This is a genomic window from Sulfurimonas sp., assembly GCF_023229025.1.
Classification (GTDB): domain Bacteria; phylum Campylobacterota; class Campylobacteria; order Campylobacterales; family Sulfurimonadaceae; genus Sulfurimonas.
The window spans coordinates 1-16,839 of the sequence record NZ_JALOAA010000016.1 but is presented as its reverse complement, the minus strand read 5'-3'; the positions used below and the strand labels follow the sequence as shown (position 1 = coordinate 16,839).

The following is a 16,839-nucleotide window of genomic DNA, read 5'->3' as shown; positions in this document are numbered from 1 at the left end:
ATATTTATATATATGGAGTAAAAATAGTGCAAAAACATCGTAGCTTTAAAAATAATATAATTTACATATCATTAATTTTATTATCTATAGTTATTGCTATTGTAGTATGGTCTGCATCCAAAAGTTATCATGCCTCTCTAGCTCAAGAGAGATTTGATACCGCTGCTAATGAGTACGTCTATAAAATTCAAAAACATATACTTAAATATGAAAGAGTTCTACAAAGCGGAGTAGGTTTTTTTCATGGAAGCGACAGTGTAACTCGTAAAGAGTGGCATGATTTTGTACAAGCATTAGATCTTGAGCATAACTATCAAGGGATTGAGGGGCTTGGCTTTGCAAAAATGATTAAACCTAATGAGGTGGAGCAAGTAGAGAGACAGATGAGAGAAGATGGGTTTGAATCATTTTCGCTAAAACCGACAGGTAAACGTGAGCAATATAGCTCAATTCTCTATCTCGAACCAATGCATGTACGCAATATAGAAGCTATCGGGTATGACATGTTCTCAGAACCTACTCGCCGCTTAGCCATGCAAAGAGCCAGAGATACTGCAAAAGCTATTATGTCTAAAAAAGTGACCCTAGTTCAAGAGATTGACGAAGATATACAAGCAGGCATCTTGATATATCTGCCTCTTTATAAAAAGGGGATGAAAACAGAGACTATACAGGAGAGACGCGACGCACTGCTTGGCTTTGTCTATGCCCCTTTTCGCATGAACACTCTTTTAGATAGTATAGCCATGGGTACATCTATTTTAAACTTTAAGATTTATGATAGTCAAAACACCTCAGATGCTAGTCTGCTTTATAAATCATCTAACGCTTCTTCCCACGCTCCTAAATATAAAGCTAAAAAAACAGTAGAGATAAACGGCAGAAAATGGCATATAGACTTCTCAAGCACAGAGAGCTTTCATGACTCTACGGACACATTTTACCCTATGCTTATAACATCTATGGGTCTCTTAGTACACTTTTCGTTGCTTTTTATTATTTTGATGCTTATCAAAAGCAGGCATCTACTAAAAGTGCAGGCAAACGAACTACTTAAACTCTCTCAGGCACTTGAGCAGAGCCCAAACAGCATCATAATCACTAATATTGACGGAAACATAGAGTATGTAAATAAGGTTTTTTACACAACTACCGGCTATACAAAAGATGAAATAATCGGTAAAAATTTTCACTCTCTACACTCCGGCACAATTCGGACAAAAGCATATGACGATATGTGGAGTAGCTTAAAAAAAGGTCAAATATGGCACGGGGAGTTTGTAAATCTTAGAAAAGATGGTACCGAATATATTGAAGGAGTAAAAGCATCCCCAATTTTTCAACCTAACGGAACAGTCTCACACTATGTTGCTATAAAAGAGGATATTACAGACAAGAAACGCTCAGAAGAGCATATCTACCGTCTTGCAAACTTTGATCCGCTCACCGGTCTTGCAAATAGGTTTCAACTAGAGGGGCATACTGAGTATGCAATAAGAGCGGCAAAGCGTAATCATGAGAAGTTTAGTGTTATTTTTTTAGATCTAGATCACTTTAAAGATATTAACGATAACCTAGGACATGATGCAGGAGATGCTCTTTTAATTGAACTCTCTAAGCGTTTTAAATCAATTTTACGTGAAGTTGATACCGTATCTCGCCTCGGCGGTGATGAGTTTGTTTTTATTCTGCCAAACAGTAATGCAGATGGGGCTCTGCGAATCGCCAAAAAACTTCTTGAGATAATAAATACACCGCATATATATCAAGGTAACGAACTTTTAGTTACCGCTTCAATAGGTATCGCAATCTACCCAATAGACGGGCTTGATCAACAGACCCTCTTTAAAAATGCCGATACCGCCATGTATGAAGCAAAAAATAGTGGGCGAAATAGATATCGCTTCTTTAGCAAAAAGAGTTAGCTTAGCTCTCAACTCTTTTTATAAACTCTTTAATACCCTCTTTTTCACGTTGAATTATCAACTCAAAAGAGCAACTATTTCCATGCATTTTCTCAAACATCTTCTGTGCATTTTGCTCACTATCTACAAGATATGCCAACAAAAAAGAGTCGTTGCTCCAGCGAATTAGCATATCATCTTGGCGTATAATACTCTTGAAGTGTTTAACTAGCTCTGCTAAGTCAATCTCATCCTCTTTTGTTATTTTTATCAACACCGCACTGATTATTTTTTTGTTAAAGGAGGCTGCATCTTGATAACTTTGGGCAATTTGAAGAAAGTAGTTTTTAGCATAAGCGCCGCTTTGAATATCTATGCTTGCATTATTTTGTATCATTATACGCTTTATGAGTGTCTGCGTAATATCTTCAAATACGCCAATAACATACCTGTCTATCTTCTGTACATGTACTAAAAAAGCGTGTGGCTCATATGTAGGTGTCATCATACTAACAATCCTCTCACTCTCTTTGAGTTCTAAGATAGCATCAACCCAACTGCTCCCTTTTGCAATTTTTTCCTCATGAAAATAGGAAGGGTGCGGAACAAAATTATTCACAAATGGACCAAACTCCTCTTTGTACTCATCTAAAGAGGATACTGTGAAAAACTTTTTAAAAGCTCTGTTTATAAGGATTGGGTCATTTTCTTCAAAGAGTATCATCAAATCTTTTTGTGAATCAATAATAGTTTGAATAATTTCCAAACTTATCTCTTCTTTCATGCGGTGCTCCTTTTTTATCTTAAGTATCTATTTTCTGAGAAAAAGTAACTATAAAATCCAAACAGAAAATCTTTTTGCTTTTATTTTTCCATCTTTGAGCTTACTGTGAGCCTTATCTATTTTGCTGTTTAAAATGGCAACGTAACTCTGCTTCTCATAGATCTCTATCTTTCCAATAGCACTTCCCTCTAATCCCGCATCACCCGTTAGTGCTCCTAATATATCTCCGGCACGAACCTTATCCTTTTTGCCACCCTCTATAACAAGCGTTATATATGCGGGTTTCATCTCAAATCCATCTATCTCTTTTAGCTTGCTTGCATCTTCAAAAAGGCGAGTTTCATTCTTATACTCATAAGCTTTATCTGTCTCGTAAGCTTCATACAGAGTAAAAGCCAACCCCTCTTTACCTGCTCTTGCTGTTCTGCCTATACGATGTGTATAAGTCTCTTCGCCATGAGGCATGTCATAATTAACCACCATGGAGAGCTCTTTTATATCAAGTCCTCGTGCTGCGACATCAGTTGCCACTAACACTCTACAGCTTCCATTAGCAAACTGGACTAACACATCGTTTCTCTCATACTGCTCTAAATCCCCATGAATTGCGAGTGCATCTATCTTCCTTTTTTGCAGAGTCTGAGCAATCTTGTCAACTTCTACTTTTGTGTTAGCAAAAACTATAACATTCTCAGGTTTGAAATTGCTAAAAATATTTATAAGCGTATCTATCTTCTGAGAGTTTTGCACCTCATAAAATCGCTCAGTGATTTTGTTTGCCACTTCTATAGATGTTGTTTTTATATTTATGGCATCTTTTTGGATTTTGGCACTGATATCCATAATCTCATCCGTATATGTAGCCGAGAAAAGAAGTGTCTGTTTCTCTTTTGGCGTAAACCCTAAAACTTCATTTATCTCTTCGCTAAAACCCATATCTAACATTCTGTCGGCTTCATCAAGAACAAGCGTGTCCATGTCTTTAAGAGAGAGCGTCTCTTTTTTGAGGTGTTTTAAAATACGCCCCGGAGTTCCCACAACTATATGTGCACCATGACGAAGTGAGCCAAGCTGCGGTCCAAATGCACTTCCGCCGCAAAGAGTTAAAATCTTTATATTGTGTGCAAACCTTGCAAGAGTTCTAAGCTCCTTGGCAACTTGGTCAGCTAACTCACGTGTCGGGCAGAGTATAAGAGTTTGAACTCTAAACTTTTTAACTTGAAGCTTGTGAAGTAAGCCTATTCCAAAGGCTGCCGTTTTACCGCTTCCTGTCTTAGCCTGCGCAATAACATCTCTGCCCTCCAATATAAAAGGCAGACTCTGGGCTTGGATGGGAGTCATCTCTTTATAACCTATCTCATTTAGGTTATGAAGCATCTCTTTAGTAAGAGTAAGCGTTTTAAAATCTGTTTTACTCATCAATATATTACTTTTACTCGTCCAACTTCACGACTCATAAGGCGGACTTTGATTCCATGAGGATGTATCGGAGATTTTGTCAATATATCGCGCACTATACCGTCTGTAAGTTTTCCGCTTTGCTGATCTTCTTTAAGGACTATTGCCACACTCATCCCGCTTTTAATATTTGCTCTTTTTGTTCCGCTCATCTTTTATCCTTAAATCGAAGCTACAGCTATCTCAAATGCCGAGGTCTCTTTCATGCACTCTATAGTAATATTACTAATTGTACCGCTTTGTAATGAGTGTCTGCGCTCAAACTCTATTATAGAGTCGGGCTTAAACTCCTCTATATCTCTAACTAAAACATATATCTCACCTAAGATACCCTTGTCATGCAGTAGTGCACTCTTTACAACATCATAAACGTTCATCTCATCTAAAATCTTCTGCATCTTATCTTCAAAAAGTACATCTATTAAAGAGAGTACACCGACAAAGTAGGCTTGTTCAAGCATACTCTTGCCGGCATCAGGCTCAACCGCTCTTAGGACTCTCTCCATTAATTCCGTACGATTTTTTACCATAAGCATAAGGGGCGATGTCTTTGGGTTTGGAAGATTTGCCATCGAATAGACTACTAGCATAAGCCACTTTGCCAGAGGTTCTCTTCCTACAAGGGTTAAGATGTGATTAATAGAGGATATTCTATTTTTAAAATGAAATGCCCCGGAGTTTATATATTTAAGCAGCAAAATAGTTATGGAGCTGTTTTTTTTAAACTCATCTATTATGAGATTAAAATCCGCATCATTTGCCAGAAGCGAATAGAGCTTTAAAATATTTAATCTTGGAGGTTTGCACTCATCCCCCTCAAACATCTTTGCTTTTGAGAAATAGTATCCGGTAAAAAACCCGCAACCCAATCTTTTAGAGAGCTCATACTTAAATCTGTCCGAAATATTTTTACCTACAGCGCTAACTCCTCTCTCTTTTACACGGGCTAGCATATCTATATTCTCTTCATTGACTAAGATGTTCTTATCAAAGTTGATTTTTACAAATGAGACCTCATCTAAGATTTTTGCATACTTCTGCATATCTGCACCATTTAGTGTAAAATCATCAATGGCTAATATATACCCCTTCTCCTTTAGAGAGGCGACTCTTTGTATAGCACTCTCCTTTGTTACATCTATATCCGCACTCAAAGAGAGGATAAAAAACTCGCTAGATATAGTAAATAGTTTATCGCTAAAGAAGAGACTCTCATCTACCTTTATAAACACTTTGCGCTTGCCCACTACTAACTGCGAGCCAATTTTATCAAGAGCCTTACAAAGAAGGCTTTGAAATATAAAGCCATTCTCCTCTTTGTTCATATTTTGAGAATAGTATAGGAGTTCATAAAACTCAATTGCTGCATCTTGATTAAGAACAGGCTTGCGCCCAAAATATAAACTTTGCATACAAAATCCTCACTTTTTATAAAAGTAGATTATATTATCTTTTTGCTACAATACACCAATAATTTGGAGAATATACGCAATGTTTGAAGCCCTTTACCTATCAATAGGTCTGCTATTTGGCGCAATAGGTGTCTGGATTAGTGTAGTAAGTAGTTTAAAGAACAGACTTCGCCTTGAGGCTGAGAAGTTATCGGTTTTACAAAGCCAAAATGCTGTTTTACAAGAGAGAATTGATGGTATAAACGAAAAAAACAGAGAGAAGTTTGAGCTATTAGAGCAAAACAAAGAGCAGATGAGACTTGAGTTTAAAGAGCTTGCCGAGAAGATTTTAGAGAACAACTCCCAAAAATTATCAATGCAAAATCAAGAGAATATATCCAAGATGATTAACCCTATGAGAGAGCAGTTTAACGAGTTTAAAAAGCAGATTAACGATGTCTATATAAAAGAGGCAAAAGATCGTTCCATGCTTCAATCTGAGATAAGAAGTATCAAAGAGATAAATCATCAGATGAGTCAAGATGCCAAAAACCTTACAAAAGCGCTAAAGGGTGAAAATAAAAAACAGGGTGTCTGGGGAGAGATGGTTCTACAGAGTGTTCTTGAGAACTCCGGTTTGAGGCTAGGAAAAGAGTATGAGCGGGAGGTAAGTCTAGAGCACAAGAGCAACGGCAGCCGCTACCGCCCTGATGTAGTTGTTCATCTTCCGGATAACAGAGATATTATCATAGACGCAAAGAACTCTCTTCTTGCTTATGAGCGCTACATGTCAGCTGAAGAGGAGGAGCAAAAAGTAGTATTTGCCCTTGAACATGTCGCTTCTGTAAAAAAACATATTAAAGAGCTAAGTGAGAAGGATTATGCAAATCTCAAAGGGGTAAAAACAGTTGATTTTATCTTTATGTTTCTCCCTATTGAGAGTGCTTTGATAGTGGCTATGGAGCATGACGGTTCCCTCTTTGATCATGCATTTAAAAGAAACGTTATTTTAGTAGGTCCTACAACTCTGATGGTATCGCTTCGCGCAGTTGAAAATAGTTGGAAGTATGAACGCCAACAAAAAAATGCGCAGGAGATTGCGCAGCGTGCAGGGTTGCTGTTTGATAAATTTGCAGGATTTATACAGAGTGTAGAAAAACTTGGAAATCAGATAACAACGGTTCAAAAAACCTATGAGGAGACATTCTCAAAACTACACTCCGGAAGCGGTAGCATAACAAGCCAGTTTCAAAAGCTCCAAAGATTAGGAGCGGCAAACAGTAAAAATCTACCTGAGCATATAACTAAGCTAAATGAAGATTAAAAAACTAAAAGGAGAAAACGATGGATGAAGAAAAATATTTAGGAGATACTGTTGAGTATTTAGATGAGCAGCTCACAAAAGCGCTTAGTGAGATAAATAATATTGCGGCAAAAGTGTATGAGAAAAAGATGGACGCGTATGAAGGTTTTTTAGAGACTGAAAAATATAATAAAATAGTTCTTGATATAGGAAACAGACTCAAAGAAAAAGGGATAGATATAACGCAAATCAAAGAGTATAAGGATTTTTAACTCTTATTGCTCACTTTATAGATAAAACTAAAAACCTCTGCAACAGCTCTATATAGCGCCTCAGGAACCTCTTTGTCAAGTTCTACTTTTGAGAGAAGTTCTATGAGGTCTTCATCTTTTTTTATAGGAAGATTATGAAGCTGGGCAATTTTTATAATATTCTCAGCACTCTCCCCCTTCCCTTTTGCAACAACGCGAGGTGCTTTCTCTTTTTTAGCATCATATCTTAGAGCTGCAGCTTTTTTCATACTTTTACCTCAAAACCCATATCAATTTGATTTTCTGCTTTTTCATAAGCAGAAACTCTCTTTAACGCATCAAAAATACGTATCTCTCTTGGCGTAATATGTGACTCAATTAAAGCAGAGCGAAGAGAGCCGATACTCTCTTTTATCATCTTTCTAAACTCACTGCTTTGTGAGTAGATATGAATATTTATCTGATTCTCTTCATAAAGTGCCAACTTTATCTTTAACTCTCCATGCTCTTTTAGCTTCAGCTCAATATCGCAGTAAAACTTACTGTTTTTCTCTTTTTTTATATTTATATTTCCATCTTCTAGGCTATCCCACGAAAACGGAAGGTAGATTGACGAAGAGTTTGAGAGATGGGATAGGAGTTGAAAATAATCTATCTGCAAAAGCAGTTTATCTACATGCCTTAAAATCTCTGCTTGATTTGGGTAGGATGCTTTTGCTATCTCATCGCCGGCTTTTAACAAAGTAGATTTTAAATCCTGAGATAAAATCTCCCTAACGCCCTCATGTACTTCTAACTTTTGAGGGTTGCTAAATATAGCCAATTTTGAACTTATTGCAGCCATCTCCTTTAAAGGAGCAGGATTTGATTTTTCAACGGCTGCCTTTAGCGTATCTACTGCACCGCGAAGCTCTTGAGGAATTTTTTTATCTAAATGAGTATTTTGATCTACTGCTTTAAGAGACTCTACAATTTTAAAAAATGCATCAAGCAAGCCTTTTACTTCCGGTTTTGTACTCTGCTGCATCTGCACACTTAAGTTCTGCAGCGCATCTAAGAGTAGCGCGGGTTTAAAATTATCGCTACTTATCATTTTTGAAGATAGAAGGTGTTCAAGCTTACCGAGCTGCTTTTCAAAACTTTTTGTGCTTGTAATATCAGCACTTCTAAGCTGCTCTGATAGCTTTGAGACAATATTCTCAACCCCTTTTGCAAGCTGAGCCAAAGCTGTTTTTTCATCTTTTGGAGCTTGAATCAGCGCACTATTTGAAGCCTCTTTTAGCAGTTGAGTCCCTAGTAAATCCTTTATATTTTGAGTCAATGTTCTTGCCCCTAATATATCACTTTTTGCAATACTTTTCTCAAGTGATAAAAGTAGATTTTTTAGCTCAAGGTGTGGGTTTTGCACATTTTTAAGTTTTGACTCTAAAAAAACACCGCTATTTTCAAGTTTTTGCTTTAAAATCGGCTCGTTGAGCTCTTTCATGTTAAGAAGAAACTTTTGTAAAGTAGTCTCAATCGGTAAAGCAGTTTTTTCACTCTTAAGTGCGTTTAAAAGCTCTTTTACACTGCCGGATATATTGCCTAAATCTTTTAGTGTGGGATTGTTCTTTACAAGATTTAAAAGAGTCTCGTCTGAACCTTGAGCGCTCTGTTTAAAAAATGAGTTCACAATGGATTTTAAATCTTTCTCTTTTAAAAGGGTCTGCATCTCGCTTGGCGTGACCTCTTTTAAAACTACGCCAAGTGCCCTGTTCGTGTTTGGAAGAATTATGCCAAGCTGTTTATCTGCAGATAGATTAATCATACTAAAGTATATCATTTCTCTAGTAAAAATAAAAAGACGGCGGTAGGTTATTAAATAAAAATTGGTCTCCCCACGAGGAGTCGAACCTCGAGCTATCCCTTAGGAGGGGACTGCTTTATCCTATTAAGCGATGAGGAGAAATTTTAGAGAGTGAAATTTTAGCATTAAAAACTTTCAATATGCAAATAGAGTGCTTTTTTATACAATATAATCTTTATTCAAGTATAATTTCAAAAACAACTCCAAGGCTCTTACATGTCAAAAAAACCGACACTACTTCAGCAATTTCGCTCTTTTTATTTTCAGAACAATCCTCAAGATATAGAGCAGGCTATAGAGTATTTTGCGGTTTTTGGCGGGATGAGTTGGAGTGTTGATATGTCAAAGAGCCTTGAAGAGTTGATTGAGAGCAAGATTTTAAAAAACTATACCTATATTCATGGCGACATTACAAAAGTAACTCATAGCGACAAGATAAGCCACTTGCTTTTAAGTGCCGCTGCCGTTGGTGATGGACGGATTCACTCTGCGCTAAAGAGAGCGCGTATCTCAAGAGCTGAGGGCGAAGATGCTATTGATGCACTTTGCGATAAAGGAATTTTAAAAACCGAGTTCTCACTTGAGTCACCGCCGAATAGTGATGAGAAAGTAGATGAAAAACTAAGCTTCAACACTCCATTTATGCGCTTTTGGTTTGCCTTTGTATCGCCGTTTTTTAAAACTATAAAAGAGGGAGACTTCAAAGAGGCAAAAGAGTCCTTTGTTAACCGAAAGAGTGAATTTTATGAGCTTATATTTTTAAAGCTCTCACATGAGCTTGTAAAAAAAAGTTTCAATGATGATCCTATTGTAGAGATAGGAAGTTATTGGGATAGAAATACGCAGATAGATATTTTGGCAAAAACAAAGTCCGGCAAAGTTATTGCGGGTGCGTGCAGATACTCAAACCAAAAAGCAAAAAAGAGCTCTCTTACAAAACTACGCGAGCAGTGTCAACTTGCAGAACTTGCACCCGATATTAGCATAATCGTCTCAAAGGGCGGTTTTTCAAATGAGCTAAAAGCCCTAAAAGGCGAAAATGTAAAGCTTTTTGCTCTTAAGAGTTTTAAAACTCTCTTAGAAGATTTGAGCCAAAAAGATTTTATAGAGTGCGAGGGAAAAAGATATTAATAATTTAATCAATCTACTAACCAAAAAAACAGAGCTAAAGAAAGAGCATATTGAAAATATTTTAAAGCTTCTTGATGAGGGCTCTACCATCCCATTCATGGCACGTTACCGCAAAGAGATGACAGGCGGAGCCGATGATGAAGTACTTCGTGAGTTTGAGAGTATCTACATGAGTGCCAAAAAACTGCTTGAGCGTAAAGAGGAAATCTCAAGGCTAATTGCAGAGAGAGCCACTTTAACCAACGCAATAAAAAAGAGCATAGAAGAGGCTGAGAGCTTAAGAGTTTTAGAGGATATTTACCGTCCATATAAAGAGAAAAAGAGCTCACGTGCCGCAACTGCCATAGAGAATGGGCTTACACCACTTGCTGACATCTTAGAAAAAGCACGTCTTACTACGAGTGAGTTTAAATCAAAAGCAAAAGAGTTTGTAAAAGGCGGTGTTACTTCAGTTGAAGATGCTATCCAAGGAGCACAGGACATTTTAGCAGAGCGTTATGCCGATATACCTCGTGAACGTGAAGCCATCAGAAACGGTATGCTTCGTTTTGGTATTTTAGAAGTTAAAAAGAGAAAAAACTTTGATGAAAACGGAACTTTTAAAAACTTTGAAGGAAAAAGTGAAAAAGTAGCCTACATTCCATCTCACCGCTATCTTGCCATTATGCGCGGCGTAAAAGAGAGAGAGTTAAGTGTAAAGATAAGCATCGACATAGAAAAAATAGAAGCAAATATAAAAGAGTACAAAATCCCCCGTAATGCTTCAACATCAAAAGAGCTGCTTTTTGAAGCATACAGAGATGGACTAAAACGACTACTGCTTCCCTCACTTGAGAGAGAGGTTCACGTTGAGCTAAAAGAGAGAGCTGATAGTGCCGCAATCTCCGTTTTTGGCAAAAATCTAAATCAGCTTTTAATGACTCCTCCAGTTACAAAAAGAGTGATCTTAGGCGTTGATCCTGCTTTTAGAACAGGGTGCAAACTTGCAGTTATTGATGAGAACGGAAACTACCTTGAGTCATGCGTCATCTACCCGACCCAGCCGCAGAGAGATTATGAAAACTCTAAAAACAGAGTACTAACACTAACAAAAAAGTATAACATAACAGGTGTAGCCATCGGCAATGGAACAGGCTCAAGAGAGACTCAGGAGTTTTTTGCACGAATCAACAAAGAAGAGGGAGTAAAACTCAACTACACAGTTGTCTCAGAAGCGGGAGCATCTGTTTACTCCGCTTCTAAGATAGCCGCACTTGAATACCCAAATCTTGATGTAACAATAAGAGGCGCTATCTCTATCGCTCAAAGACTCCAAGACCCGATGGCGGCACTTGTAAAAATAGACCCAAAATCTTTAGGCATAGGGCAGTATCAACATGACGTTGACCAGAAACTTTTGGAAAAAAAGCTAACAGATGTAACTATTGATTTGGTTAACCGTGTAGGAGTAGACATAAACTCCGCCTCTCTCTCACTTTTATCTTATGTAGCGGGAATAGGCTCAAAAATTGCCCAAAACATCATAGCTTTTAGGGAAGAGAATGGAACTTTTAAAACAAAAGAGCAACTCTTAAAAGTAAAAGGATTAGGTAGAAAAGCTTATGAGCAGGCAGCTGGATTTATCCGCATAAAAGATGCAAAAAATCCCTTTGACAACAGCGGTATCCATCCAGAGAGTTATGAAGTTGCAAAGAAATTAATCGGCTTAGACTTAATAACGATAGATATCCAAGCTAAAGCAAAAGAACTTGGTGTTGGAGCTGAAACTCTAAAAGACATCATTAAAGAGCTTAGTAAACCCGGATTTGACCCAAGAGAAGAGCTGCCGCCAATTCCGTTTAAAGATGGCATAACAGATATAAAAATGCTTCGTGTTGGAAGTTTTGTCTCGGGAGTTGTGAGAAATATTGCAGATTTTGGGGCATTTGTGGACATCGGGCTTAAAAATGACGGAATGATTCATATCTCAAAGATGAGTGCAAAAAGAGTCTCTCATCCACTTGAAGTTCTCTCGCTAAATCAATATCTGCCTCAAATAGAGGTAATCTCGATAGATGAAGGAAAAGTTGGGCTTAGCCTTGTAGGCTAAGCAGTTAAAAACGAAGCATCAATCCTGCATAAAAGCCTGAAAAATCAATATCTAATTTTGCATCAACACCGCTCTCGTCAATGTCTAACTTTTGAACTCTATATCCAACTTCCAAAGCAGGCTGCACAACAGGAACAAAATCTAAAGTATAATCAACTTTTGCTCTAATATCATAAGCTGTAGAATCACCGGTTGTAACGTACTTTATATCAGACTCTAGACCAATCTCAGTTGATGGAATCTCAACTCTTACTCTTGCGTAAAGAAGAGGAATAGCAAAAGTCACACTATCGCTGTAGCCTAAAAATGGAGCTGAAGGCGCTGCCGTATAAGATGCATCAATGATTTTAATATCTAAACCCAAATCAAGCGTTACCCAACCCGTGTTATCAAGAATGTTATAGTAGGGAATAATATCGTACTGTTTCATGTCGTAAGAGAGAGTGGTAAAGTTTCCTGTACCGATATCAAAATCTTTAAACTGACCGCTTGCTGTGCCGTCATCCTCCATAGAGACATACTCGACTCTTAAGTTTGGCAAAACAGGAATCGGATGTTTTATAAGTAGCCAAATATAAGGCTCTGTAGAATCTTTTTTGCTTGAGGTATAGCTACCATCAGCTCCGCCGTCACTATAAGACGCGCTACCTTTTGAAGTTTGCAACCATGCACCCACACCCATCTCAACTCTTGCAATATCAGCCATAACGGTAGTGACGAAAACCGTACTGCAGACAAAAGTGTATAAAACTTTTTTCATATGTGAAATCCTTCTCTGTAGATAGGATTATTGTATCAAAATTTTGCTTGATTGATATAGGGCAAAAGCCCTATAGTAAAGAAGAAGGAGAAGTTTGTATAATTAGTTAGCAGCAGCGATTGCAGCGTCGTAGTTTGGCTCTTCTGTGATTTCAGGAACAATCTCTTTGTAAGTAACGATTCCATTTTCGTCAACAACAAAAATTGCTCTACATGTAACACCCGCAAGAACAGAACCGCCAAGTAGTACGCCATAAGCGTTTGCAAAGTCTTTATTTCTAAAGTCAGATGCAACAGTTAACTTGTCAATTCCCTCTGCAGCACAAAATCTACCAGATGCAAATGGTAAGTCCATAGAGACAACAGTAGTTTTAACGCCCTCTAATTTAGAAGCTTTTGCATTGAAGTTACGAGTCTCAGTAGCACATACGCCTGTATCTAGAGAAGGAACAACTATGATTAGTTGCTTAACGCCTTGAGCGCCACCAACTACTACATCGCCTAAACCATCTGAGTTTACAACTGTTACTTCCGGTGCTTTATCACCAACATTTACTTCATTTCCTAATAGTTCTACGTCTGTACCTTTGAATTTTGTAGTTGCCATTTTTATTCCTTAATTTTATTTTAAACGATATTGGAAGTAATTCCGCCATCTATGCTAGCCGTTAAGGCACTAAAGCTTGACACATTCATGTCAAATATGATTTATTACTTTTTGTGAAAGAAGTATATTTGAAATGAAATAATTTTGCTCTTAACTTAGAAAAAATGCATATTACGCCAAGAATTTTTTAAGCTAAATGACACTTTTAGGACAAACTTCTAGTTCGTCAAGCGAGCTAAACATACCTTTTTCATACATCTCAACTCCGACTCTCCCTATCATTGCGGCATTGTCTGAGCAGTATTTAAGTTCGCTTAATAGCAAACCTGCCTTATACGGCTTTAGTAGCTCCTCTATCTGGGAACGAAGATATAAGTTTGCACTAGCTCCGCCTACTATAGCAAAAGTTTTTGGCGGAACTGCTTTAAAATATTTTTTTAGCTTCTGTATAATATGCGCTGTTGCTATATGCTCAAATGAAGCGGCTATATCTTTAAAGTCATCCTCATTTGCTGCTTCTATAGCTAGCCTGACCGAGTTTTTTAGCCCAGAGTATGAAAAGGCTATAAGTGGCGACTGATGAAGCGGAACGGTAAAGTTGTATCTTTTTCTATCTCCACCCTTTGCTAACTCTTGAATCAAAGGACCACCGGGATAACCAAGGTTCATCATTTTAGCAACCTTATCAAAACTCTCGCCGAAACTATCATCCATACTCTTTGCAATCGTTTTTATCTCTTGTAGGTTTTTTACTTCCATAACCTGAGTATGCCCGCCTGAGACCAGCAAAACCGTCAAAGGGAACTGAGTCTCTTTCTCTATAAAGAGCGAGTAGATATGTCCTATGAGATGATTTACTCCGATGATTGGTATATCTAGAGCGATAGAGATGGCCTTTGCCATAACAACACCCTCAATAAGTGTGACTGTAAGCCCCGGTGAAGATGTGACTGCAACCGCCTTTAGCTCTTTAAAGTAAGGCTTACACTCCTCTAAAATCTTTGGAAGTGCCTCTGCATGAAGCCTAGCCGCAAGCTCTGGAACAACCCCGCCATAAACAGAGTGCTCCAACTCTTGAGATATCTTTTTATGAAAAAGAAGCTTTTTTGTCGCTATCTCTGTAATTGCTATGGCGCTGTCGTCACATGAACTCTCTATGCTTAGTATCATTTTTACTCTTTTGTACTCTTTTTATCCCAAATAGCCAAACCTATTGCTACAACAATAAGCAGACCAAACATTACTCCCCAAGTAAGCAAATCGCCTCCACTTGCAGCCTTGTCAATATTTTCCGTCATCTATACTTTCTCCAAAATATGCAAATACTCAAAAGTACTATTTGCAGTATGGTTTCTGTTTTGGGTCTTGTCTGCTTTAAATCTTTGGTACTCTTTGGTTTTTAGATCATACTTCCCATATTTTTCCATAATAGCTCTTGTTTGTTCACTGCTCATCAAACCTTCATTGTTATAACTCAAGAAGATATATTTAAAATCAGCATTTTTGATAAGATCCTCAAAACTTTTAGCTACTTCTTGTTTTTTACAGTAGTTTGAGCGGTTATACTCTCTCATCCCTGTTTTACCCTTTGGAACAAACTCATCATAGAGAGCGATAGTGTTTAAGAGATGATAGTTTGCACTATACTGCCTTTGATTGTAAGGCGGATCAAGATACAAAATATCTCCTTGAATCTTTTTTATCAGCTCGTTGCTATCGCTTTTATAAACTTCATGAGGGTTATCGTTAAGCTCAAAGTGTGCGCTCTGTAGTACCAACTCTTTTTGTGCCGATTTTTTTAAGTGCTTCAAGTATGCTCCATAGACAGAAGCTGTATTTGCGACTTTGTCGGCACTTTCAAGTAAAGAAGCCAGCAAAAAATAGTACAAATCATCTTCTATTTTTTTTCTCTCACTCCACTCTTTTAATTTTGTTCTAATAGTATCTATCTTTTTACCGTTTTCATCACTAAAGTATTGTCTCTGGCTTCCGCTACCCATACAGTAATGATTGTAGATAAAGCCGCTATCAATTAGCTTTAAAGAGTTTAGCTCTTCAATAAACCCTTCTTTACCCACTATCTCTTCGTGATTTTCAATATAGTTTTTATTGAGCACAAAACTATAATCTTCTAGATCATTGCTTATTACTTTTTTTACATCTTTTTTAAAAGTGCGCCCGACTATCCCCGTTCCTGCAAAAATATCGCAAAATACTTTTTGAGACAAATCACTCCCTACGGCTTTTGTGATTTCTTCTTTTAGAAATGATGCTAGTTTAAATTTTGAGCCTATATAATTCATTTTTTTATATATCTTCTAACTTCTTCATCAAGAGCAAACACTTCATCTACACTTTTTGGCACGGCATCGAACTTCTCATACGCTTTTATAATGTTTTTTGCTATATCCATAAAACCTATCTCACGAGCTATAAACTTCTCTATTGCCACTTCGTTTGCGGCGTTTATGACCGTTCCTCTTGCAGGATTTTTTAAGAGCTCCTCTTTTATCTGCCAGATTGGGTATCTATCGGTTGTGATTTGGCGAAACTCTAGGGAGCCTACTTTTAACAAATCTACATGAGGGAGTATATTCTCTTCCATCTTAGCGTTAAGTGCAAAAGCTATAGGGAGCTGCATACTTGCATTTGCAAAGTGCGCCGTAGTCGAGCCGTCTTTAAAATCTATGAGCGCGTGAATGAGTGATTTAGTCTCGATGATAGCGTCATATCTGCCCTCGCCAAATAGCCATCTTGCCTCCAAGAGTTCAAACATCTTGTTCATCATAGTTGCACTATCTATGGTTATCTTTTGTCCCATCGACCAGTTTGGATGTTTTTGTGTGTCCGCTAGAGTCGCGTTTTGAAGCCTTTTTATCTCCCAGTCACGAAATGCTCCCCCGCTTGCAGTTATAATCATCTTCTCTACGGGTCTGTTCTGCATCAAGTACCAAAGTCCAAAGTGTTCGCTATCAATTGGTTGAATTTTTGAACTCTCTATGAATGCTCCGCAAGCCACAAGCGACTCTTTGTTTGCAAGAGCCACTCTTTTGCCGTATTTAAGCGCAGTAAGTGTCGGCGGTAATCCTAAGAAACCGACAAGCGCATTTACGACTAGCTCGCTACTTGAATCTTCTATAACTCTCAAAATAGCATCTTGCCCATAAAAAACATTTTTATGATTCACTTTTGAAACATCTGCTTTATCGGCGATAACTACAATTTTTGGGTTGTGCTCTTTTATCTGCTTGTTTAGTAGTTTAATATTGTTTCCAGCGACTAAAACCTCAACACTAAGTGAGAATTTTTTTGCCAT

General features: G+C 37.7%; 17 protein-coding genes and 1 tRNA gene. 5 read left to right on the top strand and 13 right to left on the bottom strand.

Annotated elements, in window-relative coordinates:
- Nucleotides 1–26: 26 nt before the first annotated feature.
- Nucleotides 27–1,925 (top strand): CHASE domain-containing protein, encoded by a 1,899-nt coding sequence (locus tag M0Q20_RS05540; RefSeq protein WP_295059176.1) that lies wholly within the window; start codon nt 27–29, stop codon nt 1,923–1,925.
- Nucleotide 1,926: 1 nt separating this feature from the next.
- On the opposite strand, the gene M0Q20_RS05535 is transcribed toward M0Q20_RS05540, so the two are convergent.
- The 4 genes from M0Q20_RS05535 to M0Q20_RS05520 are packed head-to-tail and all read right to left on the bottom strand — an operon-like array spanning nt 1,927 to nt 5,558.
- Complete coding sequence (locus M0Q20_RS05535) at nt 1,927–2,688, bottom strand: hypothetical protein (RefSeq protein WP_295059175.1); 762 nt, start codon at nt 2,686–2,688, stop codon at nt 1,927–1,929.
- A gap of 48 nt (nt 2,689–2,736) precedes the next feature.
- On the bottom strand, nt 2,737–4,107 hold the full coding sequence (gene dbpA / locus M0Q20_RS05530) for an ATP-dependent RNA helicase DbpA (RefSeq protein ID WP_295059174.1): 1,371 nt from the start codon (nt 4,105–4,107) through the stop codon (nt 2,737–2,739).
- Nucleotides 4,107–4,298 carry a YwbE family protein gene (locus M0Q20_RS05525; RefSeq protein WP_295059173.1) on the bottom strand — a complete coding sequence of 64 codons (192 nt, stop codon included), beginning with the start codon at nt 4,296–4,298 and terminating at the stop codon, nt 4,107–4,109. The genes dbpA and M0Q20_RS05525 overlap by 1 nt, the downstream gene beginning before the upstream one ends.
- A gap of 9 nt (nt 4,299–4,307) precedes the next feature.
- Complete coding sequence (locus M0Q20_RS05520; protein ID WP_295059172.1) at nt 4,308–5,558, bottom strand: EAL and HDOD domain-containing protein; 1,251 nt, start codon at nt 5,556–5,558, stop codon at nt 4,308–4,310.
- A gap of 79 nt (nt 5,559–5,637) precedes the next feature.
- Here M0Q20_RS05520 and M0Q20_RS05515 point away from each other — a divergent pair, with 79 nt between their 5' ends.
- Both M0Q20_RS05515 and M0Q20_RS05510 read left to right on the top strand, forming a co-directional pair.
- Nucleotides 5,638–6,861: a DNA recombination protein RmuC gene (locus tag M0Q20_RS05515; RefSeq protein WP_295059171.1), complete on the top strand. Its 1,224-nt coding sequence runs from the start codon at nt 5,638–5,640 to the stop codon at nt 6,859–6,861.
- A gap of 20 nt (nt 6,862–6,881) precedes the next feature.
- Entirely contained in the window at nt 6,882–7,112 is a 231-nt protein-coding gene (locus tag M0Q20_RS05510) for a hypothetical protein (protein ID WP_295059170.1), read from the top strand.
- Here M0Q20_RS05510 and M0Q20_RS05505 read toward each other — a convergent pair.
- From M0Q20_RS05505 to M0Q20_RS05495, 3 genes are all read right to left on the bottom strand, one after another.
- Nucleotides 7,109–7,360, bottom strand: coding sequence for an EscU/YscU/HrcU family type III secretion system export apparatus switch protein (locus M0Q20_RS05505; RefSeq protein ID WP_295059169.1), 252 nt, complete (start codon nt 7,358–7,360; stop codon nt 7,109–7,111). The two genes, M0Q20_RS05510 and M0Q20_RS05505, sit on opposite strands and share 4 nt — an antisense overlap.
- Entirely contained in the window at nt 7,357–8,898 is a 1,542-nt protein-coding gene (locus tag M0Q20_RS05500) for a flagellar hook-length control protein FliK (RefSeq protein ID WP_295059168.1), read from the bottom strand. The genes M0Q20_RS05505 and M0Q20_RS05500 overlap by 4 nt, the downstream gene beginning before the upstream one ends.
- 62 nt (nt 8,899–8,960) lie before the next feature.
- Nucleotides 8,961–9,036, bottom strand: a tRNA-Arg gene (locus M0Q20_RS05495).
- 117 nt (nt 9,037–9,153) lie between these two features.
- Between M0Q20_RS05495 and M0Q20_RS05490 the strand changes: the two genes are divergently transcribed.
- Both M0Q20_RS05490 and M0Q20_RS05485 read left to right on the top strand, forming a co-directional pair.
- Nucleotides 9,154–10,068, top strand: coding sequence for a DUF234 domain-containing protein (locus M0Q20_RS05490; protein WP_295059167.1), 915 nt, complete (start codon nt 9,154–9,156; stop codon nt 10,066–10,068).
- A complete protein-coding gene (locus M0Q20_RS05485) occupies nt 10,064–12,157 on the top strand; it encodes a Tex-like N-terminal domain-containing protein (RefSeq protein ID WP_295059207.1) in 2,094 nt (697 codons plus the stop codon). Before M0Q20_RS05490 ends, M0Q20_RS05485 begins: the two co-directional genes overlap by 5 nt.
- Before the next feature lie 4 nt (nt 12,158–12,161).
- Here M0Q20_RS05485 and M0Q20_RS05480 read toward each other — a convergent pair whose 3' ends face one another.
- From M0Q20_RS05480 to dxr, 6 genes are all read right to left on the bottom strand, one after another.
- On the bottom strand, nt 12,162–12,917 hold the full coding sequence (locus M0Q20_RS05480) for a TIGR04219 family outer membrane beta-barrel protein (protein WP_295059166.1): 756 nt from the start codon (nt 12,915–12,917) through the stop codon (nt 12,162–12,164).
- A 102-nt stretch (nt 12,918–13,019) separates the two neighbouring features.
- A complete protein-coding gene (gene tpx, locus M0Q20_RS05475; RefSeq protein WP_295059165.1) occupies nt 13,020–13,523 on the bottom strand; it encodes a thiol peroxidase in 504 nt (167 codons plus the stop codon).
- Between the two features lie 192 nt (nt 13,524–13,715).
- The gene (gene tsaD / locus M0Q20_RS05470) at nt 13,716–14,693 is read right to left on the bottom strand and encodes a tRNA (adenosine(37)-N6)-threonylcarbamoyltransferase complex transferase subunit TsaD (protein ID WP_295059164.1); all 978 of its coding nucleotides are present in this window, start codon (nt 14,691–14,693) and stop codon (nt 13,716–13,718) included.
- 2 nt (nt 14,694–14,695) lie between these two features.
- Nucleotides 14,696–14,821: a hypothetical protein gene (locus tag M0Q20_RS05465; protein WP_295059163.1), complete on the bottom strand. Its 126-nt coding sequence runs from the start codon at nt 14,819–14,821 to the stop codon at nt 14,696–14,698.
- Nucleotides 14,822–15,826 (bottom strand): DNA adenine methylase, encoded by a 1,005-nt coding sequence (locus M0Q20_RS05460; protein ID WP_295059162.1) that lies wholly within the window; start codon nt 15,824–15,826, stop codon nt 14,822–14,824.
- Nucleotides 15,823–16,839 (bottom strand): 1-deoxy-D-xylulose-5-phosphate reductoisomerase (dxr, locus tag M0Q20_RS05455; protein WP_295059161.1); only part of this gene is annotated, 1,017 nt, incomplete at its 5' end. The genes M0Q20_RS05460 and dxr, both read right to left, overlap by 4 nt.

What these genes read in the sequence shown, in the direction of transcription:
- M0Q20_RS05535 (WP_295059175.1), bottom strand. Translation starts at nt 2,688, where the DNA reads ATGAAAGAAGAGATAAGTTTGGAAATTATTCAAACTATTATTGATTCA.
- dbpA (WP_295059174.1), bottom strand. Translation starts at nt 4,107, where the DNA reads ATGAGTAAAACAGATTTTAAAACGCTTACTCTTACTAAAGAGATGCTT.
- M0Q20_RS05525 (WP_295059173.1), bottom strand. Translation starts at nt 4,298, where the DNA reads ATGAGCGGAACAAAAAGAGCAAATATTAAAAGCGGGATGAGTGTGGCA.
- M0Q20_RS05520 (WP_295059172.1), bottom strand. Translation starts at nt 5,558, where the DNA reads ATGCAAAGTTTATATTTTGGGCGCAAGCCTGTTCTTAATCAAGATGCA.
- M0Q20_RS05515 (WP_295059171.1), top strand. Translation starts at nt 5,638, where the DNA reads ATGTTTGAAGCCCTTTACCTATCAATAGGTCTGCTATTTGGCGCAATA.
- M0Q20_RS05510 (WP_295059170.1), top strand. Translation starts at nt 6,882, where the DNA reads ATGGATGAAGAAAAATATTTAGGAGATACTGTTGAGTATTTAGATGAG.
- M0Q20_RS05505 (WP_295059169.1), bottom strand. Translation starts at nt 7,360, where the DNA reads ATGAAAAAAGCTGCAGCTCTAAGATATGATGCTAAAAAAGAGAAAGCA.
- M0Q20_RS05500 (WP_295059168.1), bottom strand. Translation starts at nt 8,898, where the DNA reads ATGATTAATCTATCTGCAGATAAACAGCTTGGCATAATTCTTCCAAAC.
- M0Q20_RS05490 (WP_295059167.1), top strand. Translation starts at nt 9,154, where the DNA reads ATGTCAAAAAAACCGACACTACTTCAGCAATTTCGCTCTTTTTATTTT.
- M0Q20_RS05480 (WP_295059166.1), bottom strand. Translation starts at nt 12,917, where the DNA reads ATGAAAAAAGTTTTATACACTTTTGTCTGCAGTACGGTTTTCGTCACT.
- tpx (WP_295059165.1), bottom strand. Translation starts at nt 13,523, where the DNA reads ATGGCAACTACAAAATTCAAAGGTACAGACGTAGAACTATTAGGAAAT.
- tsaD (WP_295059164.1), bottom strand. Translation starts at nt 14,693, where the DNA reads ATGATACTAAGCATAGAGAGTTCATGTGACGACAGCGCCATAGCAATT.
- M0Q20_RS05465 (WP_295059163.1), bottom strand. Translation starts at nt 14,821, where the DNA reads ATGACGGAAAATATTGACAAGGCTGCAAGTGGAGGCGATTTGCTTACT.
- M0Q20_RS05460 (WP_295059162.1), bottom strand. Translation starts at nt 15,826, where the DNA reads ATGAATTATATAGGCTCAAAATTTAAACTAGCATCATTTCTAAAAGAA.